This window comes from Streptomyces sp. SAT1 (genome assembly GCF_001654495.1).
Taxonomy (GTDB): domain Bacteria; phylum Actinomycetota; class Actinomycetes; order Streptomycetales; family Streptomycetaceae; genus Streptomyces; species Streptomyces andamanensis.
Window position 1 is genome coordinate 6,465,567 of record NZ_CP015849.1, and the last position, 26,747, is coordinate 6,492,313.

Genomic DNA, 26,747 nt, shown 5'->3' on the forward strand with positions numbered 1-26,747 from the left:
ACGAGTCCGTCCGGCATCCTGGAGTCACCGTGCACCACACCACCGCGCCGCCCTCGGCCCCCTGGTACCGCCAGGTGGGCCGCAGCCAGTGGAAGTCGTTCTTCGCCGCCTGGATCGGCTATCTGCTCGACGGCTTCGACTTCGTCCTGATCACCCTGGTGCTCACCGAGATCAGCGACGACTTCCACCTGGACACGGTCCAGGCCGCCAGCCTGGTCTCCGCCGCCTTCATCACCCGCTGGCTCGGCGGGGCGGTGCTCGGCGCCCTCGGCGACCGCTTCGGCCGGAAGCTGTCGATGGTGGTCAGCATCCTGCTGTACTCGCTGGGCAGCTTCGCCTGCGGGTTCGCCTGGGACTACACCAGCCTGTTCGTCGCCCGGCTCGCCATCGGCATGGGCATGGCCGGCGAGTACTCGTCCAGCGCCACCTATGTGATGGAGAGCTGGCCGGTGCACATGCGCAACCGGGCCAGCGGCTTCCTGATCTCCGGCTACTCGGTGGGCACGGTCCTGGCCGCCGAGGTGTACAAGTGGGTGGTGCCGAACCTCGGCTGGCGCTGGATGTTCTATCTGGGCCTGATCCCCGTCCTGATCGCGCTGTGGATGCGCCGCGCCCTGCCCGAGGCCGCCGACTGGAAGGCGTCCGTCGCCGAGCGCGGACAGCGGCCCAACCCGTTCCGCCCGCTCTTCGCCACCCCCGCGAGGGCCACCACGAACGTCGTACTCGCGGTCGCGGCCACCGTCTCGCTCTTCGCGGTCTTCACCCCGCTCGGCGAGGGCCTGGTGCCGCTGCTGTCGGTGGTGGCCGGAATCTGCCTGATCGCCTTCGCCGTGCAGCTCGGCGGGCGGCGCGGCTGGCTGCTCCACGTGTCGATGATCGTCACGATCTTCTTCGCGTTCCTGTACTCCTGGCCCATCCAGGCGCTGCTGCCCACCTATCTGAAGTCCGACCTCGGCTACGACCCGGGCCAGGTCACCGACGTGCTGTTCTACGCGGGCTTCGGCACGATGGCCGGCTGCTGGCTGGCGGGCTTCGTCGGCGACTGGATCGGCACCAAGAAGGCGTACGCCTTCACCCTGCTCGCCTCGCTGGCCTTCGTCTTCCCGGTGTTCGCGGTCAAGGACAGCCTGCCGCTGCTCGGCGTGCTGCTGTTCGTGCTCCAGGCCACCAGCTTCGGCATCTCCGGGCTGCTGCCGCGCTACATCGGCGGGCACTTCCCGACCCACTCCAGGGCCGCCGCCCTGGGCTTCACCTACAACGTGGGCGCGCTGGGCGGCGCCGTGGCCCCCGTGCTCGGCGCGCACCTCGCCTCGGGCATGGACCTGGGGCAGGCGCTGGCCGTCCTCACCTTCGCCGGGACGATGATCGTGGTGCTGCTGGTCGGTCTCGACGTGCCGGGCAGGCTGGGCCGGCTGCTCGACCCGGAGGGCCCGGCCGACCACCTCGTGGACGAGGGCGTCGGCGGGGCGCCGCGGGGCACACCGCAGCACACGCGCCCCTGAGGGCTGGCCGTGCACCGCGCGGCCCAGCGTCAGGCCACGTACCCGACGTGCGCCAGCGCCTGCTTCAGCAGGACGCCGTGCCCGCCCGGCATCTCGCCCTGGAGGGCGGCGGAGACCGCCTCCTGCGGCGTGAACCAGACCAGGTCCAGGGCGTCCTGCCGGGGCCGGCAGTCACCGGCCACCGGGACGACGTACGCGAGCGAGACGGCGTGCTGACGCGGGTCGTGGTACGGCGTGACGCCCGCCGTCGGGAAGTACTCCGCCACCGTGAACGGCTGGAGGGAGGCGGGCACCCGGGGCAGCGCCACCGGTCCGAGATCCTTCTCCAGGTGGCGCAGCAGGGCGTCGCGCACCCGCTCGTGGTGCAGCACCCGGCCGGAGACCAGCGTCCGGCTGACCGTGCCGTCCGGTCCGATGCGCAGCAGCAGTCCGATGCTGGTCACTTCGCCGCTGTCGTCCACGCGCACCGGCACCGCCTCGACGTACAGGATCGGCATGCGGGCGCGCGCCGACTCCAGCTCGTCGGTGCTCAGCCAACCGGGCGTGATCTCGGTCATGTCAGACATTGCTTGATCATACTTTCAGTCATTCCCGAAGGGGGAGGGCGGCGGGGCGCCGCCCCGCGTCACGGCTTCACGGCCACCGCGCCGAACTGCGGCACCACGGCGGACGGCCCGGCCCCGGGCCGCCACCGCGAGCAGGGCACCAGACCCGGCTCGACCAGGTCCAGGCCCTCGAAGAAGGCGGCCACCTCGGCGCGCGGCCGGGCGGTGATCGGGGGAGTGGCGTTCTCGTTCCAGAACGCCATGGCACCCACGTTGCCCTCGCCGCCCAGGTCGGCGTCGAGGGTCGGGTGGGTGAGGACCAGGAAGCTGCCCGGGGGGACGGCCGCCATGACCCGGCGGACGATGTCGCGGGCCCTGTCGGTGTCCAGGACGAAGTTCAGGATGCCGAGCATCATCACGGCGACCGGCCGGCCGAAGTCCAGGGTCTCGGCGGCCCGCTCGACGATGGCGTCCGGGTCGTGCACATCGGCGTCGATGTAGTCGGTGGCCCCGGCGGCGGTGCTGGTCAGCAGGGTGCGGGCGTGGGCGAGGACGATCGGGTCGTTGTCGACGTACACGATCCGCGCGTCGGGGGCGAGCCGCTGGGCGATCTCGTGCGTGTTGTCGACCGTGGGCAGTCCGGTGCCGATGTCGAGGAACTGCCGTATCCCGCGCTCGGCGGTCAGGAAGCGCACCGCCCGGCCCAGGAACTCGCGGTCCGCGCGCGCGACCTCGCGGATCACCGGGAACATCCCGGCGACATGCTCGCCGACCCGCTGGTCGACCTCGTAGTTGTCCTTGCCGCCCACCCAGTAGTTCCAGACCCGCGCGTTGTGCGCCACCCCGGTGTTCAGCCTCGGCGACCCGCCCGACGGGGTGTTGCTCTCGCTCACGTCCGTGCTCCCTGGTTCGTCTGTGTCCGTCGTACGTCCCGGTCGTCAGTCCCCGGTCGTACGTCCCGGTCGGTCTACGCGTGTATCACGGCGGCGTCGTCCACCCGCCGGTCCCAGCCATTGTGCCGCGCGGTGATCACGGTGTCCCGGGAATCGGCGGACCGGACCGGACGCGCGCGCCCGCGGACGGCGTTTGCCCGCGGGGCGTGCGCCGTGTTTGTCTCGGGGACCGGCGGGCCGGGGCCCCGGCCGTGCGGCCCCGGCCCCGGCCCGCCGCCGCACCGCCCGTCGGCGCGCCCGCCCCGCCCTCCCACAGGAACCGGTACATGTCCAGCACCCCCTCGCCCGTGCTCACCACCGCCGACGGCGGCGCCACCGGCCCCGCCGGGTCCGGCGCCCCTGCCGACATACGTCTGATCGTCACGGACATGGACGGCACGCTCCTTGACGACAGCAAGCGGATCCCGCCGGGGCTGTGGCCGGTCCTGGCCGAACTGCGCCGCCGCGGAGTGCTCTTCAGCCCGGCGAGCGGACGCCAGTACGCCACGCTGGCCGAACAGTTCGCCGGTGCGGAGGAGGGCATGGTGTTCATCGCGGAGAACGGCACCTATGTCGTCCGTGACGGCGTCGAGCTCAGCTCCGACCCGCTGGACCCGGCGGTGGCCGCCCGGCTGGTCGCCACCGTGCGGGAGCTGGCCGGGCGCGGCGCGGACGTGGACGCCGTGGTCTGCGGCAAGCGGTCCGCCTACGTCGAGCGGAGCGACGAGCCGTTCCTCGCCGAGGTCCGCAAGTACTACGTACGGCACCGCGTCGTGGCGGACGCCGCCGCGGTCGACGACGACATCATCAAGGTCGCCCTCTTCGACTTCGGGTCCGCCGAGCGGACCACCGCCCCGGCCCTGGCGCCGTTCACCGCCACCCACCAGGTGGTCGTCTCGGGCGAGCACTGGGTGGACGTCATGAACCGCACCGCCGACAAGGGTGCCGCGCTGCGCCGCCTCCAGCGGGACCTGGGCATCACGCCCGCGCAGACCCTGGCGTTCGGCGACTATCTCAACGACCTGGAGATGCTGGACGCCGCCGAGTGGTCGTTCGCCATGGAGAACGCGCACCCCGAGGTCGTCCGGCGGGCCCGCCACCTGGCCCCCTCCAACAACGACAACGGCGTCCTGCGCACCATCGCCCGCCTGCTGGACCTGCCGGAGGAGCTGCTGTCGGCCGAGCCGCGCGCGGCGGGTACGGGCACCGGCGTACGGGACTGATGCGGCGTACGGTGCGGGCGCCGGGCTCACCCGACGGACTCCGCCACCTTCTCCGCCACCTTCTTGTCGAGCGCCGCGCGCACGAGCGCCGCCGCGAGGGCGGCCGGATCCGTGTCGCCCGCCACCGAGGCCAGCCGCTCCGGGTCCTCGGGCAGCCCGAGCCGCTCCGCACCGGACAGCGCCTTGGCGTCCAGGTACGGAGCGATGTCGGTCCACACGGCCTGCGCCTCGCGCAGGAAGATGTCGGCGCCCGCCGGGCCGAGGCCCGGGACCTCCTGGAGCAGATCGCGCAGCGCCGCCACGTCGCCGCCCGCCTCCCGGTGCAGCCGCCGCAGGTCGCCGCCCCAGCGCTCCTGGACCAGTTCGGCGCCCTCGCCGAGCTGGGTGGCGGTGCGTTCGTCGTAGCGCCGGTAGCCGCCGCGGCCCAGCGCGTCCACGCGCCGCTGCCAGTCGGCCGCGGCCATGCTGCGCGGATCGCGCAGCCCGGCCTCGGACAGCTCCCGGGCCGCCGCGACGGCGACCGAGCCGCGGATACGGGCGCTGAGCAGCACCGCGAGGACCAGCAGCCGGTAGAGCGGCTGCGGGGTGTCCTTCAGCGGGATACCGGCCTCGTGGGCGAAGGTCTCGCCGTGCTCGGCGACCAGGTCGCGCACGATCTCGGCCTCGCGGCTCCGTGTCCCCGCGCTCACCGGACGGCTCCGACGGCCTCGGCGATCTCGACGGCCTCGTCCATCACGCGCCCCTTTCGCCGGTCGTCCCGCGGCACCCGTCGGGGGCCGCCGACACCTCTCGGCGGTCGTGCGGTCAGTCGTCGTCGCGGGAGACGTTCTCGGCCGCGAACATCCAGCGCTGCTTCTCCAGCTCCGCGGTGATCGTGATCAGCAGGTCCTGGGTGACCGGGTCCGGCTTCTCGGTCGCTTCGATACGCTCGCGCAGCCGCGCGATGGCCGCCTCCAGGGCCTCGACGATCACCTGGACGACGTCGTCGTCGCGGATCCAGCCGTCCTTCGGGCCGGGCAGCGTGAACGCGGAGGCGATCGTCTCCGGGCGGCCGTCCGGCGGCAGACCGAGCGCCGAGGAGCGCTCGGCGACGGTGTCGGCGAACTCGCGGGCCGAGGCCACCACCTCGTCCAGTTGCAGGTGGATGGAGCGGAAGCGCGGGCCGACGATGTTCCAGTGCGCCTGCTTCCCGATCAGCGACAGGCCGAGGAGGTCCACCAGGGTGCTCTGCAGCGCCTCCCCGGTGACCTGGCGTGCCGACTCGGGAATCGTGCTCTTCACGACAGTCATGCGGTGGTTCTCCCTCGTGGGGTCGTCTCTGGCGGTACCGGGCGGGTGCCCGCCGGACACCGTCGCAAACCGGCCCCGCCCCGGCCGGACCGCACGCGAGGCGGTGCGGGTCAGCGGGGCAGGACCCGCTGGAGGAAGGCCGTCACGTCCGCGAACACCTGGGCCCGGTCGGTCTCCAGGAACACCTCGTGCCGGGCGCCCGGATAGATCCGCTCGGTCAGGTCGCCGCCGCCGTCCCGGCCGCCGGTGAGCCGCTCCACGCCGACCCGGCTCCCGGCGAGCGGCACCAGCCGGTCGTCGTCGCCGTGCAGCCACAGCACCGGGAGCCGCCCCACGTCCCCGCCCTCGGCCACCGTCCGCAGGGTCCGCGCGAACGCCTCCAGCGTGGGCCGCTTCATCGGGCCGTGCCACACCAGCGGGTCCGCCCGGTACGCGGCGCCGACCGCCGGGTCCCGGGAGAGCGCCGCCGGGCTGATCGGCGTGTCGGGGATCTCGTCCAGGGCGAGCAGCCGGCCCGGCAGTTCCCAGGCGCCGATGACCGGCCCCGACAGCACGAGCGCGGTCAGCTCGGCGCCGTACCGCTGGGCGTAGCGGGCCGCGATCAGACCGCCCATGGAGTGGCCGAGCAGGACCAGCGGCAGCCCCGGGTGCGCGGCGCGGGCGAGGTCCGCCACGGCGTGCACGTCGGCGACCACGTCCTCGAAGTCCTCGATCACCGCCCGCTCGCCCGCCGACCCGCCGTGACCCCGGTGATCGGGGGCGTACACCGCCGCGCCGAGCCCGGCGAGCACACCGGCCACCTCCTCGTACCGCCCGGCGTGCTCGCCGTAGCCGTGGACCAGCAGGGCGAGGAAGCGCGGGCGCGGGTGCGGCCACACGCGGACGCGGACGGCGCCCCGGGACCCGGTGAGGACGTGCTCGCGGGTGTCGCTCATGTCTCCTCCAGCGGCGTCGGCGGACCCTGCGGGGATCTTCCCAGCGGGTCGGCCCGAGGTCTATAGTCCGAAACTAGCAGTGCTAATTAATGGTTGATGGCCGTACGCGGCCGAGCCGGCCGAGCGCCCCTGCGGGCCCGCGCGGCCGCCGCCGGTCCGTACGCCACCGTGCGAGCCTCCTGGGAGACCTGCCGTGCGCCCCGTCCACTTCGCGGCTGCCCGCCGCACCCCGATCGGCAAGGTGCGCGGCAGCCTGTCCACCGTGCGCCCCGACGACCTGGCCGCCGCGGTGCTGCGCGCCCTGCTCGCCGACGCGCCCGCGCTCGACCCGGCCCGCGTGGACGACATCTACTGGGGCGCCGCCAACCAGGCGGGCGAGGACAACCGCAACGTCGCCCGGATGGCCGCCCTGCTCGCCGGACTCCCCGAGTCCGTGCCCGGCGCCACCGTCAACCGGCTGTGCGCCTCCGGCCTGGAGGCGGTCACCACCGCCGCGCGCGCCGTGGCCGCCGGAGAGGCCGACATCGTGCTCGCGGGCGGCTCCGAGTCGATGAGCCGCGCCCCCTTCGTGCTGCCCCGCCCGGACGAGGCGCTGCCGCACCGCATGGAGACGTACGACACCCGGCTCGGCTGGCGCCTGGTCAACCCGGCGATGAAGGACCTGCACGGGCTGCTGTCCATGGGGGAGACCGCCGAGGAGGTCGCCGCCCGGTACGGCATCACCCGCGAGCGGCAGGACGACTTCGCGCTGCGCAGCCACCGGCGCGCCGCCCGCGCCCGCGCCGAGGGCCACTTCGACCGGGAACTCCTGCCCGTCGAGCGCCCCGACGGCGTCCTGGTCGACACCGACGAGTGCGTCCGCGAGGACACCTCGTACGAGAAGCTGGCCCGGCTGCGGCCCGTCTTCCGCACGGACGGCACGGTCACCGCGGGCAACGCCTCCCCGATGAACGACGGCGCCGCCGGACTGCTCCTGGTGAGCGAGGAGGCCCTGGACGACCTCGGTCTGACGTCCCTGGGCCGCTATGTCGCCGGGGCCTCGGCGGGCGTGCACCCGGACGTGATGGGCATCGGCCCCGTCCCCGCCACCCGCAAGGTGCTGGCCCGCGCCGGATGGGAGATCGGCGGCATCGAGGAGGCCGAGTTCAACGAGGCGTTCGCGGCTCAGGCCCTCGCCTGCGTCGACCAGCTCGGCATCGACGAGGACCTGGTCAACCCGAGCGGCGGCGCCATCGCGCTGGGCCACCCGCTCGGCTGCTCCGGCGCCCGCATCCTCACCACCCTGCTGCACCGCATGAACCGCACCGGCGCGACCCGCGGCCTCGCCACGATGTGCGTGGGCGTCGGCCAGGGCAGCGCCGTCCTGGTCGAACGCCCCTGACCGCCCCGCACCGCCCCCCGGCCGCGCGTCCCCCCACGTCACCGGTCCCGCCCGAGCCCCGTCACAGCACCACCGCCGCACCACAGCACCACCAAGGGAGCACCCCCATGGCCACCCTCTCCGTCGCCGCGATCCTCGCCGAGAACGCCCGCCGCCGCCCTCACCGGACCGCCCTCGTCGAAGGCGACCTGCGGCTCAGCTTCGCCCAGGTGTGGCAGCGGGCCCGCGCGCAGGCCGGGGCGCTCACCGGGCTCGGGATCCGGCCGGGGGACCGCGTCGCCCTGATGGCGCCCAACACCGCCGAGTTCCCGCAGGCGTACTACGCCATCGCCGCCGCCGGGGCGGTCGTCGTCCCCGTGCACCTGCTGCTGTCCGCCGCCGAGGTCGAGCACGTCCTGCGGGACAGCGGCGCCACACTGCTGCTGTGCCACCCGGCGCAGGCGGACACGGGCACCGCCGCCGCCCGCGCCACCGGGGTGCGTGTCGTCACCCTGGGCGCCGAACTGGAGGCGCTGGCGGCCGGTGCCGAACCGCTGCCCTCCTACGTCACCCGGGCCGCCGACGACCCGGCCGTCGTCTTCTACACCAGCGGCACCACCGGCGTCCCCAAGGGCGCCGTGCTCAGCCACTTCAATCTGGTGATGAACGCGACCGTCAACGCCTTCGACGCCAACGACATCCGCCCCGACGACATCGCCCTCGGCGCGCTCCCGCTGTTCCACGCCTTCGGCCAGACGGTGTCCATGAACTCCACCTGGCGGGCCGGGGCGACCCTCGTCCTGCTGCCGCGCTTCGACGCGTCCCGGGCGATCGAGCTGATGGTGAAGGAGGGCGTCAACACCTTCCACGGCGTGCCGACCATGTTCGTCTCCCTGGCCGCCGCGGCGGCCGGCGCCGACGTCCTGCCGGACCTGCGCCTGTGCGTCTCCGGCGGGGCCTCCCTGCCGGTCGCCGTGCTGGAGCGGTTCGAGGCGGCGTTCGGCGCGAGGATCCACGAGGGCTACGGGCTGTCGGAGACCTCCCCGGCGGCGGCCGTCAACCAGCCGGTGTTCGGCACGCGGCCCGGCTCCATCGGCCACCCGCTGTGGGGCGTGGACGTCGAGATCGCCCGCGCCGAGGCCGAGGACCGCGTCGAACTGCTGCCGCCGGGCGAGGTCGGCGAGGTCGTGGTGCGCGGCCACAACGTCTTCTCCGGCTACCTCGGCCGCCCCGAGGCCACCGCCGAGGCGCTGGTCGACGGCTGGTTCCGTACCGGCGACCTCGGCACCAAGGACGACGAGGGCTTCCTGCGCATCGTCGACCGCAAGAAGGACGTCATCATCCGCGGCGGCTACAACGTCTACCCGCGCGAGGTCGAGGAGGTGCTGCTGCGCCACCCCGGTGTCGCCCAGGCGGCCGTCATCGGCCTGCCCGACGAACTGCACGGCGAGGAGGTGTGCGCGGTCGTCGTCCCGGCCCCCGGCGCCGGGCCGGACGCCGCCGCCGTCACCGCCTGGGCCAAGGAGCACCTGGGCCGCCACAAGTACCCGCGCCGCGTGGAGTTCACCGACGCGCTGCCGCTCGGCCCCAGCATGAAGGTGCTCAAGCGCGAGCTGCGGGCGCGGTACGCCTGACGGGACTCCCGCCGGAACACACGTCGGACCACACGTCGGACCACACGCCGGAACACCCGGCGGAGCATCTGACGCACACCCCGCCGGAGCCCGCACCGCGCGTGCGGACATAGCATCGGTGTCCGCATGGACACGATGAATCTGTGGCACCTCACCGGCTGGGGCTTCGCGGCGCTCGCCTTCGCGGCCCTGCTCGTCGGCTTCTCCAAGACCGCCGTCAGCGGGGCCAACACGGTCAGCCTCGCGATCTTCGCGGCCCTGCTGCCCGCCCGCGCCTCGACCGGGGTGCTGCTGCCGCTGCTGATCGCGGGGGACGTCCTCGCCGTGCTCACCTACCGGCGGCACGCCCACTGGCCCACGCTGTGGCGGCTGTTCCCGGCCGTCGCCGCCGGGGTGGTCGTCGGCACCCTGTTCCTGCTGTGGGCCGACGACGGGGTCGTACGCGTCTCGATCGGCGCCATCCTGCTGCTGATGGCGGCCGTCACGGTCCTGCGGCGCCGGGCGGCCGACCGCCCCGGCGAACCCGAGGCGGTCACCACCCGCTCCGGCCGCCTCAAGGCCCGTTCCTACGGCGTCCTCGGCGGCTTCACCACCATGGTCGCCAACGCGGGCGGCCCGGTGATGTCGCTCTATCTGCTCTCCGCGGGCTTCCGCAAGCTCGGGTTCCTCGGGACGTCGGCCTTCTTCTTCCTGATCGTCAACGTCGCCAAGGTGCCGTTCAGCGCGGGCCTCGGCCTGATCGACGGCCGCTCGCTGCTGCTCGACGCGTCCCTCGCGGTGTTCGTGGTGCCCGGGGCGCTGCTCGGCCGGTGGGCCGTCGACCGGATCGACCAGCGGCTCTTCGAACGGCTGGTGATCGCGGCGACGGTCGTCGGGGGCGTGCAGCTGCTGCTCACCTGAGGCCCGGCCCGGGGTGCGCCCTACGCCCTACGAGGCCGTGGACGCCGGGGCCGAGGCGGACGCGGTGGCGCGGGCCAGGGCCGCCCGCAGCCGGTCGTAGCGCTGCACGTTCGTCCAGTCGTCGGCACGCCGCGGGCGCCCCGCGCAGAGGCCCCACAGAGCGGCCATGATCACGGTCGCCAGCGGGATGAGCAGCCAGGTCAGTGGGTCCAAGGTCGTCCTCTCCCTTCCCAGTGGATCAGCGGGTCAGGGCGACCATGACATACATGATCAGTTCTACATACTGGTACGAAGAGCGACGTTCCGCTTTTCACCCGGAAGGATCCAGTACGGCGGGCGGCCCACGGTCCACCCGGAGGCCGCCAGGGCAATGATCCGGTCGGCGACAGGCCAAGTGATCGTTAAGATGGGCCGGTTGCCGCGACCCGGAGGCGGTGGCTCGGCTGCCGCCGTGCCCACCACCGGGACGGGGCGGGCACAGGGGGGTCAGGGACAGTGTCGACTTCGGGGACAGAGGGCGGTCTACAGGTGCTGGTGGCGGATCGGTACCGGCTCCACGCGGTCATCGGGCGGGGCGGGATGGGGGAGGTCTGGCAGGCCCAGGACGAGGTCCTCGGCCGGCCGGTCGCGGTCAAACTGCTGTTGAGCGACGTCGCCGACGCCTCGGCCGAGGCCCGTTTCCGGCTGGAGGCGCAGACCTCCGCCCGGCTGCACCACCCGCATGTGGTGGGCACGCTCGACTTCGGCACCTGGGAGCACCGCTGCTTCCTCGTCATGGAACTGGTCGACGGCGGCAGCCTCTCGGGCGAACTGAACGCGGGCGGCCCGCTCACCCCCGACCGGCTGGCCCAGGTCGCCGAACAGGCCGCCGAGGGCCTGGCCGCCGCCCACACCCAGGGCATCGTGCACCGCGACATCAAGCCGGGCAACCTGCTCAGCGACCGCGACGGCACGGTCCGCATCGGCGACTTCGGCATCGCGCGCTTCCTCGACGACCCGTCCGCCGGACTCACCACCACCGGACAGATCGTCGGCACCGGCCTCTACCTGGCCCCCGAGCGCGCCATCGGCACCCCCGCCTCCCCGGCCTCCGACCTGTACTCACTGGGCTGCGTGCTCTACCAACTGGCCGTCGGCCGCCCGCCCTTCGAGTCGGACACCGCCACCGGACTGCTCTACCAGCACGTCGACTCCCCGCCCGTACCCCCGCACCAGCGCGGCGCCGTGCTGCCGCCCGCCTTCGAGGCGTACCTGCTGAGCATGCTCGCCAAGCGGCCCGAGGAGCGGCCCACGGCCCGGCAGACGGCGGACTGGTTCCGCAGCGGCGCCTGGCGGGGCGCCCCCGAACCACTGCCGCCGGAGCTGCCCGGCCACGCCGTCGAGCCCTACGCGCCCGCCTCGCCCGCCCGGCACCGGGCCGCGCCCCAGGGCGCTCCCGGCCACGCCGCGCACCCGCAGGCGTCCGCCGTGGACACCGGCTGGAACACCACCGTCCACCGCGTGCCCGCGCGCCGCCCCGGCCTGCGCACCTCGCTGCGCCGCCACTCCCGCCTGATCGCCGTGCTCGGCGGTGCGGCCCTGTTCGTCTGCGCACTGCTGCTCGGCATGAGCCTGTTCCAGGCGTAGCCTGCCGGGCATGCGGATCTCCGTCTCCTCCGACCTGGACGCGCCCGTGGCCCGCGCGCTGGTCGCCGCGCTCCGCGAGCGCGGCCACGACGTCACCGCCCACGGCGCGCTGCGCCCCGGCGGCGACCCGCGCTGGGCGGTGTGCTCGCAGGCAGCGGCGCGGGACGTCGCCGAGGGCCGCTGCGACCAGGCGGTCGTGTGCTGCTGGACCGGCACCGGCGCGTCCATCGCCGCCAACAAGGTGCCCGGCGTCCGCGCCGCCCTGTGCACCGACGCCGCCACGGCGGACGGCGCCCGCCGCTGGAACGACGCCAACGTCCTCGCCCTCGGCCTGCGGCTGACCTCCCAGCCGCTGCTCGACGAGATCCTCGACGCCTGGTTCACCGCCGCGCCCAGCGAGGACGCCGAGGACCGCGAGAACATCGCCCTCGTCGGACGCCTGGACGAGGCGAGGGCGCAGGAGGCGTGACGGGCCGGGGCCACCGGAAGGCGGGCGGTCAGCCGGGCGGCCGTACGGCCTCCGCCAGCGCGTCCGCGCGGAACAGCGCGCGCCCGGCGGCAACGCGCCGCTCGCGCTCCGGGCCGCGCGCCGTCAGCCGGGCGAGGGAGGCCAGCAGCCCGGCCTCGTCCGGTACGTGGTCGGACACCCCGGCCGCCGCCATCCGGCGGACCCCCTCCGCCCCGTGCCCCGGCAGCGGCCGGTAGCCCACGACCGGCAGCCCCGCGGCGAGCGCCTGGACGGCGGTCTGCCCGGCCGCGTTGTCCACCAGGGCGGCGCAGGCGCGCAGCAGGGCGGGCATGTCCGTCACCCACCCGGGCGTGAGCACCCCGGGAACCGTGGACAGGGCGCGGCGCAGCCGGTCGTTGCGCCCGCAGAGCACGACGGGCAGGTAACCGTGCGCGGCGAGCAGCCGCGCGGTGCGGTGCAGCCGCGCCCCGGCCCCCCAGGCGCCCGCCGAGACCAGGACCGCCGGACGACCGGGTCCGTACGGTTCGAAGCGGCGCCGCCACTCCGACGAATCCGAATCCGAATCCGAATCCGAATGCGGATCCGAATCCGAATTCGATGACTCCGACGGCTCCGGGGCCCCTGACGACTCCGACGGCTGCGTCGGCTCCGGTGTGCCGGGCGCCGGTCCGGCGAAGAACGCGGGGTCCACGACCGGGCCGGTCACCCGGGCGGGCCGCCCCAGGGCCGCGCGCACCTCGTCGGCGGCCCGGTCCGTGAGGCACAGGTGCAGATCGTTGCCGGGGTGCAGCCACTGGCGGTGCACCGCGAAGTCCACCACGACCACCGCGCTGGGCACCCGCAGCGTCCCGTGCGCCCGCAGATGGCCGGTGAGCTGGGCCGCCAGATGGAACACCGGCACCACCAGGTCGGCACGCGAGCGGCGCACCAGCTCCAGCAGCCGGTCACCGGCCAGCCGCGCCAGCGGAGTCCCGCTCGGCCGGGGCCGGGGGCCGGGCCGCAGGAAGAGGTCGTAGACACCGGCGTAGACCCAGGGGCAGTGCCGTACGACGGCCTGATAGCCGCCGCGCAGCCCCGTCCCCAGCCCCCAGGGCAGCAGTTCCAGTACGTCGACGATCTGCGCCTCCTTCCCGGCGGCGCGGGCCCGGCGCACCAGCTCGGCGGCGACCGTGTCGTGCCCCGAGCCCATGGACGCGCTGACGACGAGCAGCCGCCCGGCCCCGGCGGCGGACCCCTCGGCGGCGGGGCCCTCGAACACGGCGGGAGCGGCGGCGGCCGGGCCGGTCAGGGGGCCCCGAGCGGCGGGCACCGGTGGCGGTACGGGCGTTTCGGACGACACTGGAAGTGAGTAACCCTCACCCACCGCAGCCAAACGAACCGCAGTCACCCGAACGGACACCCCCAGCCCGTCCCGCGTTTCCGACCCGGCCCCCGGGACGCTCCACGCCCGGCACGCCGTACCGGACCGCCGGGGCCGCACCGCCGGCCCCGGGCCCGTCGATCCAGAGGTGCCCCGATGACCCAAGCCCCTTCCCGCGCACGGTCCGGCTCCGGGACCCGCCCCGGGGCGCCGGCCGCGCCGGGCACCGAGCGCCGCGGAGGCGACGGCGGCAGGCCGGTCGGCGGGGGTGCGCTGGTCACCGGCGCCTCCTCCGGGATCGGCGCGGCCGTCGCCCGGCGGCTCGCCGCTGAGGGCGGCTGGCAGATGGTGCTCAACGGCCGCGACCGCACCCGCCTGGAGGAGGTCGCCCGGGGCACCTCGGCACTGGCCTACGCCGCGGACCTGTCGGGGCCGGGGGCCGGGCGCCGGCTCTCCGAGTTCGCCCTCGACAGCCTCGGCCGGGTGGACCTGCTGGTGGCGGGCGCGGGCATCGGCTGGGCCGGTCCCTTCAGCACCATGCCCCAGCCCGCCATCGACGAGGTCTTCGACGTCAACGTGCTCGCCACGGTGCACCTGGTCCGGCTGCTGCTGCCGCACATGGTGGGGCGGGGCACCGGCCGCGTGGTCATCATCGGCTCCCTCGCGGGCACGGTCGGCGTACGCGACGAGGCGGTCTACTCGGCCGCCAAGGCCGCGCTGGCCACCTTCGCCGACGCCGTCCGCTACGAACTGCGCGGCACCGGCGTCGGCATCAGCCATGTGGTGCCGGGCGTGGTGGACACCCCCTTCTTCGACCGCCGTGGTGTGCCCTACCGGCGCGCGCGTCCCCGGCCCGTTCCGGCGGGCCGGGTCGCCGACGCCGTGTGGGAGGCGGTCGCCCGCGGCCGGGACGAGGTCTACGTCCCCGGCTGGACCCGGCTGCCCGGCCGGATCCGCGGTGCCGCCCCCGCCCTGTACCGGCGCCTCGCCTCACGCTTCGGGTGAGGGCCGATGCGCGGGAGCAGGTCCATGAGCGACGGGGGACGCCTGACCGGCCGGGGGCTCAGAGGCGACGGGGGATCGGCGAACGGTGCGGGCCGGTGGGCCGAGGGCGCGGAACGGCGGTCCGCGCCGGTGCCCCGCGTGCCCCTCACCACCGCGGAACCCGCCACCTCCGCCGGTCCCGTCGCCGCCGCCGCCCCCGTCGGCCCCCTCGCCTCGGCGGGGGCGCTCGCGGCCGTGGCGTCCCTCGCCGCCGTGACCGCTGCGGCCGTCGTGCACATCGTCCCGGCGGCGTCCTGGCTGCCGCGCTTCCGCTCCCGCTGTCTGCCGCACCTGGCCGGACACGGCCGGACCGGCCATGTGGCGCTCACCTTCGACGACGGCCCCGACCCCGCGAGCACCCCGCACTTCCTGAACGCGCTGGACCGGCTCGACGTCCGCGCCACCTTCTTCGTGCTCGGCGAGAGCGCGGTGCGCCATCCCGGACTCGTCCGCGACATGGCCGGACGCGGACACGAGGTCGCCGTGCACGGCTGGACCCACAGCCGCCCCTGGCTGCCCGACCCGGGCCGGGACCTGCGGGAGACGGCACGCGCGGTCCGGGCCGTGCACACCCTCACGGGCCGCCGCCCGCTCTGGTACCGGCCGCCCTACGGCATCCTCACCGGCGGCCGCTGGGCCGCCGCCCGGCGCCTGGGGCTGCGGCCGGTGCTGTGGAGCGCGTGGGGCCGGGACTGGACGGCGGACGCGACCGCCGCCTCCGTGCACGCGAACGTCATGGCCGATCTCCGCGGCGGCGGCACGGTCCTGCTGCACGACACGGACCGCGCCTCGGCCCCCGGCTGCTGGCACGCCGCCCTCGGCGCCCTGCCCGGCCTGCTCGCCGCCTGCCGGGAGTCCGGCTGGGACGTGGGCACCCTGGCCGAGCACGAGGTGGCGGGCCGGGCCGGGAGCCGCCGGCGCCCCGGCGCACACCTTCCGGCCACGCCGCCTCCCGGCGCCCCGCCTACCCCTGCGGCCTGCGACGCAGCAGATACGTGTCCATGATCCAGCCCTTGCGCTCCCGGGCCTCGGCGCGCAGCCGCTCGATGCGCGGCCCGGCCTCGGCGATCGGACCGGAGACGAGGATCTCGTCCGGGGTGCCTATGTAGGCGCCCCAGTAGATGTCGATGTCCTGGTCGGCGTACTGCCGGAACGCCTGCTGCGCGTCGAGCATCACCACCACGTCGTCCACCCCCTCGGGGAACCCCTCGGCCAGCCGCCGTCCCGTGGTGATCTGCACCGGCCGGGCGACCCGGTTGAGCCCGGTGCGGTGCCGGGCCACCAGCGCGGAGACACTGCTGATGCCGGGCACCACGTCGTACGAGAACTCCACGGCACCGCGCGCCAGCACCTCCTCCAGGATGCCCAGGGTGCTGTCGTACAGCGCGGGATCGCCCCAGACGAGGAACGCGCCGGTCCCGTCCTCGTCCAGCTCGTCGGTGATCAGCCGCTCGTAGATGTCCGCGCGGGCGCTGCGCCACTGGTCGACGGCGGGGGAGTAGCCGCGGCCGCCCGCCCGGCGGTCCCGCTCCGGGTCGCGCGCCTCCACCACCCGGTACCCGCCCTCGGGCAGATGGGCGTCCAGGATGTCCCGGCGCAGCCGCACGAGGTCCGACTTCACCTCGCCCTTGTCCAGGACGAAGAACACGTCCGTGTCGCGCAGCGCCCTGACCGCCTGCAACGTGAGCTGGTCGGGGTCGCCCGCGCCGATACCGATGACATGAATCTCTCGCACCCCCCGAGTGTGCCGCAGGGCACTGACACCGCGTGCACCAGGTGCTGCGCCCGGTCACCGGCGGTGCTTCGGCGGGACGGCTCCGCCCGGGTGCCTCCGCCCGGGTGCCTACGCCCCGGCGCGCAGCCGGGGCGCGCTCCGTGCCGCGTCCACCGCCCCGGCCGTCCCGTCCTCCACGGCGTCGGCCAGTGCCCGCGCCCAGCCCACGAGCCCGGCCACGTCCATGCCGTACGGCTCCCGCACCCCGGAGTCCGCCGCCCAGTCCCGTACGCCCTGCGCACCGCGCCGCAGCAGGCGGGCGCCGCCGGTCACATTGCCGCGGGCGGAGTGCGTGAGGCCCACCGCGAGCTGGGCCAGCGCGCGCCACAGCCCGCGCTCGGTCTCGGGCCCGGACTTCCAGGCGTCCTCGAAGACCTCGTGCGCGTGGAAGGGCCGTCCCGCGTCCAGCAGCGTCTGCGCCTCGGCGACCGTCCGGTCCGGGGTGCGCACCACCCCCTCGGGCTGCCGCGCCACTCCGTCCGCGCCGTAGGGCAGCGGGCGCCCCAGGCCGTCGCGTGGCCGGGCGTTGCGCGCCCGCCCCTCACTGTCCCGGTCCCGCGCGCCGACCGCCCGGTCGGATGATGTGCTGCTCATACCCACGATTCTCCCCCGTCGCCGCGTCGTCCCGAGCGCCCTCCCGAGTGCCCCCTTCGGCACCGCCCCGGGCGTGCGGTAAAGTGACCTTCGCGCGATCACGCGGGTCCACCGCACGAGAGCGCATCGGGACGTGGCGCAGCTTGGTAGCGCACTTGACTGGGGGTCAAGGGGTCGCAGGTTCAAATCCTGTCGTCCCGACTGGAGACAGTCGCAGGTCAGGGCCGGTTTCGGAGACATCCAAGACCGGCCCTTGATCATTTCTGGGGACCAGGTGGGGACCGGCGCCCTTGACCGGGGTCAGCGGGCCACGACGATCGGGCTCGGCAGCGAGCGAGGTGCGCGGAGCACGCTGAGGTGTGCGGAGAGCGCCGCCCCGGCGGCCGTGATCTTGTGTACGGCGGGGCGCAACGGTGGACTCGGGTATCGGAACTCTCGAAATGCCTCTGCCGAGGACATCGCAGGCGGGGATCACAGGTAGTCGAAGAAGCGGATCCACCACGTCGGGGGGGCTGATGCCGAGGGTGCGGGCGAGGAGCGCGGCGGGCAGCTCGGTGGCGAGCTGGAACAGTGCGGTCGAGCGGGCTTCCGCGAGCCGGATGCCGAGTTCGCGGAGGCGTTCGCCCATGGCCCAGGCATTCCGATCTCTACTTTCAGGCGGCTGGCGAACTCTCCCAGCAGATCGTGCTTGTCGGCATCGGGCGGACTGACCGGCTGGGAGGCAGACGCGGTAGAGGTTCCTGCCACCGCTCAGCCCAGAAGGTTCGGCCCGGGTGCGGCTCACGGCGACGACCCGCACTCAACGGAGCGAATCCCCACCGTCCGAGCGGCGGAAACCCGTATTACCACGGAGCTGATGTGAAGTCCTTGGTGGATCGACGCCGGGAATCATCAAGGTCAAAATAACTGACTCTGCGATCGTGAAACTTCAGAACGCTGGAGCAGTCACCCGCAAGATTCCGGACACGTCGAAATCTCCGAAGTTCGAGGGATATGAGTTCCACATCCCAAACTCAGCTTTTCCTCTCTCCAACCGACTCAGGCGGAGCGGCGAAATTGAAGTATCATCCTGACGACATCACGCCGGTTGACACGTGGGAATACTTGGCCAGGAACGAAGGACGATTTTTCCGCTCGGGATCATTCGACGCCGTCGAACTGGCCGGTATGATCGCAACCGAGGCACTCATCAGGGGGGCAGGCGACATTCGTATCAGGTCCGAGGGTGATTGGCTCACTGTGACCGCGGACCATGACTGGTTGGGTGGCCAGGAAACCGAAGCCTTCCGTGCGGTGACTCCATTCCCGGAGGGCGGACCCAACAGCATGTTGGCGGAGGTTCTTGCGGTTGGTTTTTCTGAGGGAGTAGCAACGGCAACCCCTGACAGTGTGAGGGTGGTCAAGGGCGAATCCGCTCCCAGCGCTTGCAGGGCTGATCACCCTGTTGCACGGGCTGTGTCTTTTCGCCGAGGCGCGAGGGGCGATGTGGACTGAACTGGCGGTTCCGTGACCGATGTCGTTGCTGTTGTCTGGAACCGCGTGATCAACGCAGTTCCGAGTGGGCGCGATGGTGCACGACAGAGGAATCCGAGGCCGCCCCTGACCGCTTTCCGGTTCCGGGGGTGTGCGGTCGGTCCGGGTCGTTCCGCTCATCTGGTGCCGGAGCGCAGCAGCAGTCGGACGGCGAGGGCTCCCGTGGTGACGGCGACGAGCGCGCAGGCGGCGCAGGCGAGGGACATGCGGGGGGCGGTCGAGGTGCGGGTGAGGGTTCCGCAGACCGCCACGCCGAGGGTGAGGCCGAGCTGCCGGACGGCGTTGGCCGCGCCGCCGGCCGCGCCCGCGTGGTGGGGCGGGGCCGTGGCGATGGCGACGGCGGGCAGCACGGGCGAGACCACGCCCGCGCCGACTCCGCTGAGCACCAGGAACGGCAGCAGCACGGGCCAGTCCGGCCGGCCGGCCACCGCGGTGGCGATGAGCGCGCCGACGCCGACCAGGATCGTGCCCGCGCCGAGGGTCCAGGCCGGGTGGAGCGCGTGGAGGTGCCTGCTGACCAGGCCGGAGACCGCGACGAAGACCACGAGCTGGACGACGAGGACGAGGGAGACCGCTGACGACGCCAGGCCGAGACCGGTCTGCATCCAGGTCGCCAGGGCGGGCAGCGCCCCGAACGCGGCGAAGTAGTACCCGAAGGCCGCCAGCAGGACCGCGGCGAACCTCGGTGCCGTGACGAGCGCGGGCGGCAGGATGGGCCGCGGGCAACGGCGTTCGGCGAGCACGAACCCGCCCCCCGCGCCGAGGGCCGCGAGCCAGCCCGCGAGCGAGTTCGGCGCGCCCCACCCCGATTCGCCGCCGGCGATCACCGCGTAGGCGAGACCTGTCACCGCGACGCTGACCAGCACGATGCCCGGCCAGTCCACCCCGGTGCGGAACAGGCCCCGGGCCGCCCGGTCCGGGCCCGGTGCATGGCCCGGCTCCCGCGCCGGGTCCGGAACCCGGTCCGGAGCCCGGTCCGGAGCCGGGTCCGGCGGCGGAGGTACCGTCGCGTGCGGCAACGAGCGGGCGGCCAGCGCCAGCGCCCCGGCGCACAGGGGGAGCGAGCCGAGGAACAGCCAGCGCCAGCCCGCGTACTCCGTCAGTACGCCGCCGCAGACGGTGCCGACCGCCGAGGCGGCCCCCGCCACCGCGCCCCAGACCGCGAACGCGGTCGCCCGCTGCCCGGGGCGTGCGTAGGTCAGTCCGATCAGCGGGACGATGGTGGCGAGCATCGCGGCCCCGGCCACGCCCTGGCCGGCCCGTGCTGCGATCAGCAGGCCCGGCGAGGTGGCGAGGCCGCACGCCAGGGTGGCCAGGGTGAATCCGGCCAGCCCCGCGAGGCACACCCGGCGGCTCCCGAGCGCGTCGCCGATCGCGCCGGCGCCGAGCAGCAGTCCGGCCAGCGCGAGGGTGTAGACGTCGATCACCCACTGCTGGGCGCCGTGGTCCGCGCCGAGACCGGCGCCGATGCCGGGCAGGGCGACGGTCACGATCGACGTGTACAGCAGCAGCAGGAACGTACCGAGGCAGCAGGCGGCCAGCGGCAGCCAGCCCGGTCCGCTCCCGGTTTCCGCCGGGGCGGCGCGCGAAGGGGTGCGAGGGGCGTCGGGCGCCGTCGGGGGCAGGGCGCGGATGCGGTCGCGGGCGGTCATGACCCGACAGTGATGTAATGCTCTTGTGCATGTAAACCCTTACGGGCGCCCTCTGCTGGACAACGTGATCGACCTGCTCAACCGGCCGCCCACCGGCATCGAGGACATCGCCGCGCGCTGGGTCGCCGTCGGCATGCCGCTGGAGAACGAGGCGCGCGAGGGTGACGCCGCGCTGGTGCGCGACTATCTCCGCGGCTGGCGGCGCCTGGTCGACGCCGAGGACGAACCGGCCCGCGTCGCGGTCCTCAACGCACTGCTGACCCGCTACGCGGGACCGCCCACCGTCACCGACCACGACGGCAGCGGCTGGCACCTGCACTACCGGCCCGACGGCGCGGGTCTGGGCGCGGTCCTCGCCGCCTCCACCACCGTCGCGGCGGCCCAGCACCTCACCGCGCACGGCATGCGGCGCCTCGGCCGCTGCGCCCTGCCCGAGTGCGGCGACGCCTATGTCGACCACAGCCGGCCGGGACGCCAGCGGTACTGCTCCCACGCCTGCGCCAACCGCGACGCCGTACGGCGCCACCGCCGGGCCGCGCGGGAGGCCGGCTCGTAGCGGCCGCGGACCCGCGCGGGCCGCCGCGTGGCGGCCGAGAGCGGCTACGGCAGTCGCCTGCCGAATTGCAAAAGTTCGCAATTGGTTAGATGCTGTGCTGGCTGTGCCCGCAGGAAGCGCGGGCACAGCCTTGTGCGCGCGCCCGGCCTGGGGCGGACGCCGTGAGAGTCGACAGTCGAGGGGTCGGGCCGGTGCCGGTACGGAACGTGCTGCGGGAAGCCGAGGTCGCCACGCGATGAGCACCCCGCTGACACGGGCCGCCCGCTCGGTGCGCTCGCTGCTGCCCGCGCGGTCCGACCTGGCGGACGCCCGCCGGGATCCGCGCCGCGACCTGCTCGCCGGTCTCACCGTGGCGATCGTGGCGCTGCCGCTCGCGCTGGGCTTCGGGGTGTCCTCCGGACTCGGCGCGGAGGCGGGCCTCGCGACCGCCGTGGTGGCCGGGGCGGTCGCGGCCGTCTTCGGCGGCTCGAACCTCCAGGTGTCCGGGCCCACCGGCGCCATGACCGTCGTCCTGGTACCGATCTTCGGCCGGTACGGGGCGGGCGGGGTGCTGACCGTCGGCCTGATCGCGGGCTTCCTGCTGGTCGCCCTCGCCGTGCTGCGGGCGGGGAAGTACATGCAGTACGTGCCCGCCCCCGTGGTGGAGGGCTTCACCCTCGGCATCGCCTGTGTGATCGGGTTGCAGCAGGTGCCGAACGCGCTGGGCGTGGCCAAACCCGAGGGCGACCGCGTGCTGGTGGTGACCTGGCGGGCCGTCGAGGAGTTCGCGAGGACACCGAACTGGACGGCGGCCGGCCTCGCCGTCGCCGTGGCGGCGTTCATGCTGGCCGGCGCCCGCCGCTGGCCCGCCGTCCCGTTCTCCGTCGTCGCCGTCGTGGCCGCCACCGCGGTGGCGCAGCTCGCCGGTCTGGACGCGGCCGCGCCGATCGGCGACCTGCCGGCCGGACTGCCCGCGCCGTCGCTTGCCTTCCTCGACGCGGGGGCGCTCGGCTCGCTGCTCGCACCCGCGGTCGCGGTGGCCGCCCTGGCCGCGCTGGAGTCGCTGCTGTCCGCCTCGGTGGCCGACGGGATGACGACGGGGCAGAAGCACGACCCCGACCGGGAGCTGTTCGGGCAGGGCCTCGCCAACATCGCGGCCCCGCTGTTCGGCGGGGTGCCCGCCACCGGCGCCATCGCGCGCACCGCGGTCAACGTCCGCACCGGCGCGCGCTCCCGGCTCGCCGCACTGACCCACGCCGCCGTCCTCGCGGTGATCGTCTTCGCCGCCGCGCCGCTCGTGTCGAGGATCCCGCTCGCCGCGCTCGCGGGCGTGCTGCTGGCCACCGCGGTCCGCATGGTCGAGGTCGCCTCGCTGAAGGCGATGGCGCGCGCCACCCGCTCGGACGCGCTGACCCTCGTCCTCACGGCCGCCGCGACCCTCGCCCTCGACCTGGTCTACGCCGTGATCATCGGCCTCGCCGTCGCGGGCGCCCTCGCCCTGCGCGCGGTCGCCCGGCAGGTCCGCCTCGACCGGATGCCGCTGGACGGGACGGACGGGCCGGGCGAGGGCGAGCGCACGGCCGCGGCTGACGCCCTGTCGGCCGGGCACATCGTCGCCTACCGCATCGACGGCCCGCTGTTCTTCGCCGCCGCCCACCGCTTCCTGCGGGAACTGGGCGAGGTCACCGGGGCCCGGGTGGTCGTCCTGCGCATGTCGCGGGTGACGACGGTGGACGCCACCGGCGCACTGGTCCTCAAGGACGTGGTGGAGAAGCTGAACAGGCGCGGCATCGCCGTGATGACCTCGGGGATACGGCCGGGACAGCGCCGGGTCCTCGACTCGGTCGGCGCGTTGGAGCTGCTGCGCCGAGAGGGCCGCGAGTACGCGACCACAGCGGAGGCGCTGCGCGGCGCGCGCGACCATGTCGACCTGACCGGGCCGCTGCCCGCCGAACCCGCAGCCGAACCCGCCGCCGTACCCGCCGGGCCGCAGCGCGGCAGTGAGGAACCCGTCCGATGAGCACCGCCCGCGCAGCGCTGCGCATGACCGAGGTCTCCGGCCCCGAGGCCCTGTGGCTCCTGGAGGGCAGCCGCCTGGGCCGGCTGGTGTACGTCCGCCGCGAGCAGGCCGTCGTGCGTCCGGGACGGCACGTGTGGCACGTGGGCCGCCTCGTCGTGCGCACCCCGGTGCCGGCCGCCGCGGTGCCCGCCTCGGCGGCGTACCACGTGGACGAGGTGGACCGGGACACCGGCACCGGCTGGAGCGTCACCGCCGACGGCCCCGCCGAGGTGGTCGCCGATCCCGACGAGGCCGCCCACTACCGGCGCGTCCTGTGCGGCTGGACGCACGGCCCGCACGACACGATCGTGCGGCTGCGCCCGCGGACCGTCACCGGCTTCCGGTTCGCCCGGGTACGGGGCTGAGCGGCCATGACCGTGACCACGCGGCTCGAAGCCCTGCCCCACCGCCACGTCCTGACCGTGCCGACACTGCCGTCCGCCGTGCGCCTGGCGCGGGAGACGGCCGAGCAGGCACTGACGGAGTGGGGCGTCAGCCTGTTGCATCCCGCCGTCGGCCAGGCGCTGCTGATCGTCAGCGAGCTGGTCACCAACGCCGTACGGCACGCGGCCGCGCTCTCCCCGCAGACCACGGTCCTCTACGCGGCGGGCGCGGACTGCCTGGCCTTCGGCGTCCACGACCGCCACCCCTACCGCCCGCGGCTGACCGGGATGGTCGGCGGTACGGCCGCCGGGGGACTGGCCACCGTCATGGAACTCACCCTCGGCCTGGGCGGCACCGCGGTCGTGCGCGGCGACGCCGACGGGCGGGGCAAGACGATCTGGATCACCCTGCCCCTCTGAACACGGAAGACACGGCGTATAGAATTGCTGACCTCGGCAATTACCGAGTTCGGCACGACAAGTGGGTGGATGCGATGCGCCGAGGTCCGGCCCGGTCGGCCGTGCCGGCGGGCGGGAGAGGCGACGGCAGCAGCATGAGCACGCCGCTGTACCAGCTGAAGGCCGAGTTCTTCAAGACGCTCGGCCACCCGGCGCGCATCCGCGTCCTGGAGCTGCTGAGCGAGCGCGAGCACGCGGTCGCCGAGATGCTGCCCGAGATCGGTATCGAGCCCGCGCACCTCTCCCAGCAACTGGCCGTGCTGCGCCGGGCCAACCTGGTCGTGACCCGCAAGGAGGGCTCGACCGTGTACTACTCCCTGACCAGCCCGCATGTGGCGGAGCTGCTCAGGGTGGCCCGCACCATCCTGTCCGGGGTCCTGGCGGGCCAGGCCGAACTGCTCGCCGACCTGCGGGCCGCCCAGGGTGAGGGCGGCCCGCAGGCGTAGGCGGCATCGGACGGCGGCCGCCCCGCGCCCGTGATGGTCAGCGCTCCGCCGGCGCCGGGCGGCCGTCCCGCTCAGTAGGCGGTGGCGACGCTCACTCCGTTGAAGCCGTCCACCGCGTACAGGCTGATGTAGTGGGTGCCGGCCGGCGGGTTGTCGACCGTCAGGGTGTGGCCGTTGCCGGGGCCGGTGGCGCGCTGGGTGTAACTGCCGGTGCCCGCCCAGCCGTCGGCGCTGTAGTACAGGTCCGCGTCGCCCGTGCCGCCGGAGGTGGTGATGGTCAGCCGGGAGGTGCCGGCCGGGACGCGCAGATAGAGGTAGGCGTAGTTCCCGGTGGTGGCGGACTGGCCGGCGCGCGCGCAGTTCTGGCCCAGCTCCCGCGCGTCGGTGCCGGTGCACTGGGTGGCGGGCGGGGTGGTGGTGCCGCCGCTGCAACTGCCGGCCGCGCAGGACGCCAGCCAGGTGCGCCAGTCGCTGTCGTAGCGGGTGCCGACGGTGCCGGTGAGATAGCTGCGGGCGGCGTTCCAGTCACCGGCGCGGTAGTCGCCGAGCACGGTGGCCATGTCGGAGGGATGGTGCTCCAGCATGTACCGGACGGCGAGATAGCCCCAGCGGTAGACGCGCGTGGTGTCGTTGTCGTAGGTGGTGTCGAACAGCGTGCTCAGGGCGTAGGTGCCGCGGCCCGCCTCGTCCATGGCCTCGGGGTAGGGGACACCGCGGTAGGAGTAGGAGACGTACTCCGCGAAGCCCTCGATCCACCAGACGGTCGGTGTGGTGACGCCCGCGTCGAAGTCGCCGTACATGTCGAAGCGGCCGTCGAGGTAGTGCGTGTACTCGTGGTTGAGGTTCCAGATCTGGAAGTCCGGGCGCAGCCATTCGGCCTCGTAGGCGACGAAGCGCGGCTGGTTTCCGGCCGCCGCCGGGTCGCCCTCCAGATACATGCCGCCGTTGTTGGTGTCGATGCCGTACATGGCACCGGCGTACGTCTGGTAGTCGGCGCTGGAGTCGTAGACGACGACCTCGATGGTGCTGTTGCGGTCGTCGGCGACCGGGCCCTTGTCCTTGACCACACCGTGGAAGTAGGCGTCCTGGCCGCGCAGGCTGGAGCAGGTGGCGGCCAGCTCCGCCGAGGTCATCTGCTGCGCCTTGATCGTGATGCTGGAGCTGCACGGGTAGGTCGTGGTGAGGACGGCCCTGGTCAGCTGCGCCGCGAGGTCGCAGGTGCCGTACACGGAGCAGTTCGCCCGGTCGTAGTAGTCCGTCATCTCGGCGACACCGACCCACAGCGGCGCGGTGGCGCCGGTGATGGAACCGGCGTGCAGCAGGTCGACGGCGAGCGGCTGGACCTTGGACCGCAGCGAGGCGTGCTGGAGGAACCGGCCGAGTTCCCGGCCCGCGTTGGACGTCAGGTACGACTGGTCCGTGCCGAGCAGGGCGAGGTGGCCGGAGGCGAAGCGGTACAGGGAGTCGATCAGGCTCGGGTCGGCCTCGACGGCCGTGACGAACTCGGGCACCTGGTGGCCCCGGAAGGTCACCGTGTACACGTTGTTGACCGCGTTGAGCATCCACCAGGACGCGTTCCACGACGTGTCGTAGTCCGCCAGCAGCCGCTCGAGGACGTAGACGTAGCGGGCGTTCTCCTCGGCGCTGTCGATGAGGGTGACGGCCTCGGCGAGGGTCTCACCGTTGGCGTCGGTCACGTCGCGGGAGTGCGCGCTCGCGAAGAAGGCGTCGAGACCGCCGCGGATCGCCGTGCGCAGGGTGCTGCCGTAGGGGCCCACCGCGTCCGCGTTGTAGTACTGCACGTAGTAACCGGCGCGCAGGTAGAGGACGGTCTGCGGCATGCCGGTGCTCGCGTCGCCGGGGTAGGCGGCCGAGCCGTCGCGCAGCGCGTCGGCGACGGTGGCCATCTGGGCTTCGCGGAAGGCGCCGCGCGCGTCGTCCCCGGTCAGGTTGAACAGGGTGTTGACGCAGTCGGTGGTGGACGCCTGGATCTGCCGCACCAGAGCACTGCCGGTGCGGGTGGTGAAGGCGGAGACGTCGCAGGTGGCGGCGGCGCGCTTCTTCCCGGGGGTGCCGCCGGCCGCCGTCTCCATCGACTTGGAGGGCCGCGCCGGCGGCTTCGCCGTCTCGCCGTAGGGCTTCTTGAGGTTGTCGTCGCTCGCGGCCAGCGGGGGCAGTTCGGACGCTTTCAGGCGTCCCCGGCCCGTGTGTCCGGTCGCGGTCGTGGCGGACTGCGCCGCGGGTGGGGCTCCGGTGTGCCGCGCGCCGTGCGCCGAGGGTGCGGGTGCGGCGGACGCGGGCGATGCGGCGGATGCGGTGGTCGCCGTCCGCGCGCCGGCCTGCTGTGCCGGCAGACCGACGGCCAGGGCGAGGGCCAGGGCCAGCGGCACTGCCGCGCCCAGACTTCGCCGGAATCGCCGGACCGGTGACTTTCTCACTGCGCCTCCCATGAGGGGCCGGGCCACGCGGTGCGTGGCCGATGGGACGGGGAG

At 74.1% G+C, this 26,747-nt stretch carries 25 protein-coding genes and 1 tRNA gene; 15 read left to right on the forward strand and 11 right to left on the reverse strand.

Going from position 1 to position 26,747, the window contains the following annotated elements:
* Nucleotides 1-29: 29 nt before the first annotated feature.
* On the forward strand, nucleotides 30-1,502 hold the full coding sequence (locus tag A8713_RS27775) for an MFS transporter (RefSeq protein WP_064536419.1): 1,473 nt from the start codon (nucleotides 30-32) through the stop codon (nucleotides 1,500-1,502).
* A 29-nt stretch (nucleotides 1,503-1,531) separates the two neighbouring features.
* Here the strand turns inward: A8713_RS27775 and A8713_RS27780 are convergent, their stop codons facing one another.
* Both A8713_RS27780 and A8713_RS27785 read right to left on the reverse strand, forming a co-directional pair.
* On the reverse strand, nucleotides 1,532-2,059 hold the full coding sequence (locus A8713_RS27780) for an NUDIX hydrolase family protein (protein WP_064536420.1): 528 nt from the start codon (nucleotides 2,057-2,059) through the stop codon (nucleotides 1,532-1,534).
* Nucleotides 2,060-2,127: 68 nt separating this feature from the next.
* The gene (locus tag A8713_RS27785; RefSeq protein ID WP_064536421.1) at nucleotides 2,128-2,940 is read right to left on the reverse strand and encodes an SAM-dependent methyltransferase; all 813 of its coding nucleotides are present in this window, start codon (nucleotides 2,938-2,940) and stop codon (nucleotides 2,128-2,130) included.
* Nucleotides 2,941-3,266: 326 nt separating this feature from the next.
* Here A8713_RS27785 and A8713_RS27790 point away from each other — a divergent pair, with 326 nt between their 5' ends.
* Nucleotides 3,267-4,202: a Cof-type HAD-IIB family hydrolase gene (locus A8713_RS27790; protein WP_064536422.1), complete on the forward strand. Its 936-nt coding sequence runs from the start codon at nucleotides 3,267-3,269 to the stop codon at nucleotides 4,200-4,202.
* 26 nt (nucleotides 4,203-4,228) lie between these two features.
* Here A8713_RS27790 and A8713_RS27795 read toward each other — a convergent pair whose 3' ends face one another.
* From A8713_RS27795 to A8713_RS27805, 3 genes are all read right to left on the reverse strand, one after another.
* Entirely contained in the window at nucleotides 4,229-4,891 is a 663-nt protein-coding gene (locus A8713_RS27795) for a hypothetical protein (RefSeq protein WP_064536423.1), read from the reverse strand.
* Nucleotides 4,892-5,006: 115 nt separating this feature from the next.
* Nucleotides 5,007-5,492, reverse strand: a complete 486-nt coding sequence (locus A8713_RS27800) for a Dps family protein (RefSeq protein WP_064536424.1) — start codon at nucleotides 5,490-5,492, stop codon at nucleotides 5,007-5,009.
* 110 nt (nucleotides 5,493-5,602) lie between these two features.
* A complete protein-coding gene (locus tag A8713_RS27805) occupies nucleotides 5,603-6,427 on the reverse strand; it encodes an alpha/beta hydrolase (protein WP_064536425.1) in 825 nt (274 codons plus the stop codon).
* A 193-nt stretch (nucleotides 6,428-6,620) separates the two neighbouring features.
* Between A8713_RS27805 and A8713_RS27810 the strand changes: the two genes are divergently transcribed.
* The 3 genes from A8713_RS27810 to A8713_RS27820 all read left to right on the forward strand — a co-directional run bounded on the left by A8713_RS27810 (nucleotide 6,621) and on the right by A8713_RS27820 (nucleotide 10,321).
* Nucleotides 6,621-7,808 (forward strand): thiolase family protein, encoded by a 1,188-nt coding sequence (locus A8713_RS27810; protein WP_064536426.1) that lies wholly within the window; start codon nucleotides 6,621-6,623, stop codon nucleotides 7,806-7,808.
* Nucleotides 7,809-7,915: 107 nt separating this feature from the next.
* Nucleotides 7,916-9,421: a long-chain-fatty-acid--CoA ligase gene (locus A8713_RS27815; RefSeq protein ID WP_064536427.1), complete on the forward strand. Its 1,506-nt coding sequence runs from the start codon at nucleotides 7,916-7,918 to the stop codon at nucleotides 9,419-9,421.
* Between the two features lie 126 nt (nucleotides 9,422-9,547).
* Nucleotides 9,548-10,321, forward strand: a complete 774-nt coding sequence (locus A8713_RS27820; protein ID WP_064536428.1) for a sulfite exporter TauE/SafE family protein — start codon at nucleotides 9,548-9,550, stop codon at nucleotides 10,319-10,321.
* A 27-nt stretch (nucleotides 10,322-10,348) separates the two neighbouring features.
* On the opposite strand, the gene A8713_RS27825 is transcribed toward A8713_RS27820, so the two are convergent.
* The gene (locus A8713_RS27825; protein ID WP_018566730.1) at nucleotides 10,349-10,534 is read right to left on the reverse strand and encodes a hypothetical protein; all 186 of its coding nucleotides are present in this window, start codon (nucleotides 10,532-10,534) and stop codon (nucleotides 10,349-10,351) included.
* A 321-nt stretch (nucleotides 10,535-10,855) separates the two neighbouring features.
* Here A8713_RS27825 and A8713_RS27830 point away from each other — a divergent pair, with 321 nt between their 5' ends.
* Together A8713_RS27830 and A8713_RS27835 are read left to right on the forward strand one after the other, a co-directional pair.
* Entirely contained in the window at nucleotides 10,856-11,947 is a 1,092-nt protein-coding gene (locus tag A8713_RS27830) for a serine/threonine-protein kinase (RefSeq protein ID WP_237305467.1), read from the forward strand.
* 10 nt (nucleotides 11,948-11,957) lie between these two features.
* A complete protein-coding gene (locus tag A8713_RS27835) occupies nucleotides 11,958-12,416 on the forward strand; it encodes an RpiB/LacA/LacB family sugar-phosphate isomerase (protein ID WP_064536430.1) in 459 nt (152 codons plus the stop codon).
* A gap of 28 nt (nucleotides 12,417-12,444) precedes the next feature.
* Here A8713_RS27835 and A8713_RS27840 read toward each other — a convergent pair whose 3' ends face one another.
* On the reverse strand, nucleotides 12,445-13,605 hold the full coding sequence (locus A8713_RS27840; protein ID WP_237305578.1) for an MGDG synthase family glycosyltransferase: 1,161 nt from the start codon (nucleotides 13,603-13,605) through the stop codon (nucleotides 12,445-12,447).
* Between the two features lie 327 nt (nucleotides 13,606-13,932).
* On the opposite strand from A8713_RS27840, the gene A8713_RS27845 reads away from it, so the two are divergent.
* Both A8713_RS27845 and A8713_RS27850 read left to right on the forward strand, forming a co-directional pair.
* The gene (locus tag A8713_RS27845; RefSeq protein ID WP_064536432.1) at nucleotides 13,933-14,781 is read left to right on the forward strand and encodes an SDR family NAD(P)-dependent oxidoreductase; all 849 of its coding nucleotides are present in this window, start codon (nucleotides 13,933-13,935) and stop codon (nucleotides 14,779-14,781) included.
* Nucleotides 14,782-15,015: 234 nt separating this feature from the next.
* Nucleotides 15,016-15,825 carry a polysaccharide deacetylase family protein gene (locus A8713_RS27850; protein ID WP_064537755.1) on the forward strand — a complete coding sequence of 270 codons (810 nt, stop codon included), beginning with the start codon at nucleotides 15,016-15,018 and terminating at the stop codon, nucleotides 15,823-15,825.
* Here the strand turns inward: A8713_RS27850 and cobF are convergent.
* Nucleotides 15,785-16,555 carry a precorrin-6A synthase (deacetylating) gene (gene cobF / locus A8713_RS27855; protein WP_064536433.1) on the reverse strand — a complete coding sequence of 257 codons (771 nt, stop codon included), beginning with the start codon at nucleotides 16,553-16,555 and terminating at the stop codon, nucleotides 15,785-15,787. The genes A8713_RS27850 and cobF overlap by 41 nt on opposite strands.
* Before the next feature lie 108 nt (nucleotides 16,556-16,663).
* On the reverse strand, nucleotides 16,664-17,188 hold the full coding sequence (locus tag A8713_RS27860) for a DUF309 domain-containing protein (RefSeq protein ID WP_064536434.1): 525 nt from the start codon (nucleotides 17,186-17,188) through the stop codon (nucleotides 16,664-16,666).
* 127 nt (nucleotides 17,189-17,315) lie between these two features.
* Between A8713_RS27860 and A8713_RS27865 the strand changes: the two genes are divergently transcribed.
* A tRNA-Pro gene (locus tag A8713_RS27865) sits at nucleotides 17,316-17,389 on the forward strand.
* 1,448 nt (nucleotides 17,390-18,837) lie between these two features.
* Here A8713_RS27865 and A8713_RS27870 read toward each other — a convergent pair.
* Nucleotides 18,838-20,373, reverse strand: coding sequence for an MFS transporter (locus A8713_RS27870; RefSeq protein WP_064536435.1), 1,536 nt, complete (start codon nucleotides 20,371-20,373; stop codon nucleotides 18,838-18,840).
* A gap of 25 nt (nucleotides 20,374-20,398) precedes the next feature.
* On the opposite strand from A8713_RS27870, the gene A8713_RS27875 reads away from it, so the two are divergent.
* The 5 genes from A8713_RS27875 (at nucleotide 20,399) to A8713_RS27895 (ending at nucleotide 24,255) form a co-directional block, all read left to right on the forward strand.
* A complete protein-coding gene (locus A8713_RS27875; RefSeq protein WP_064536436.1) occupies nucleotides 20,399-20,929 on the forward strand; it encodes a CGNR zinc finger domain-containing protein in 531 nt (176 codons plus the stop codon).
* A 235-nt stretch (nucleotides 20,930-21,164) separates the two neighbouring features.
* A complete protein-coding gene (locus A8713_RS27880; RefSeq protein WP_064536437.1) occupies nucleotides 21,165-22,928 on the forward strand; it encodes a SulP family inorganic anion transporter in 1,764 nt (587 codons plus the stop codon).
* Nucleotides 22,925-23,332: a pyridoxamine 5'-phosphate oxidase family protein gene (locus A8713_RS27885; protein ID WP_064536438.1), complete on the forward strand. Its 408-nt coding sequence runs from the start codon at nucleotides 22,925-22,927 to the stop codon at nucleotides 23,330-23,332. Before A8713_RS27880 ends, A8713_RS27885 begins: the two co-directional genes overlap by 4 nt.
* Nucleotides 23,333-23,338: 6 nt before the next feature.
* On the forward strand, nucleotides 23,339-23,770 hold the full coding sequence (locus A8713_RS27890) for an ATP-binding protein (protein WP_173860917.1): 432 nt from the start codon (nucleotides 23,339-23,341) through the stop codon (nucleotides 23,768-23,770).
* Nucleotides 23,771-23,904: 134 nt separating this feature from the next.
* Nucleotides 23,905-24,255 carry an ArsR/SmtB family transcription factor gene (locus A8713_RS27895; protein ID WP_018566712.1) on the forward strand — a complete coding sequence of 117 codons (351 nt, stop codon included), beginning with the start codon at nucleotides 23,905-23,907 and terminating at the stop codon, nucleotides 24,253-24,255.
* Between the two features lie 71 nt (nucleotides 24,256-24,326).
* On the opposite strand, the gene A8713_RS27900 is transcribed toward A8713_RS27895, so the two are convergent.
* Nucleotides 24,327-26,705 (reverse strand): M9 family metallopeptidase, encoded by a 2,379-nt coding sequence (locus A8713_RS27900; protein WP_237305468.1) that lies wholly within the window; start codon nucleotides 26,703-26,705, stop codon nucleotides 24,327-24,329.
* Between the last annotated feature and the right edge of the window lie 42 nt (nucleotides 26,706-26,747).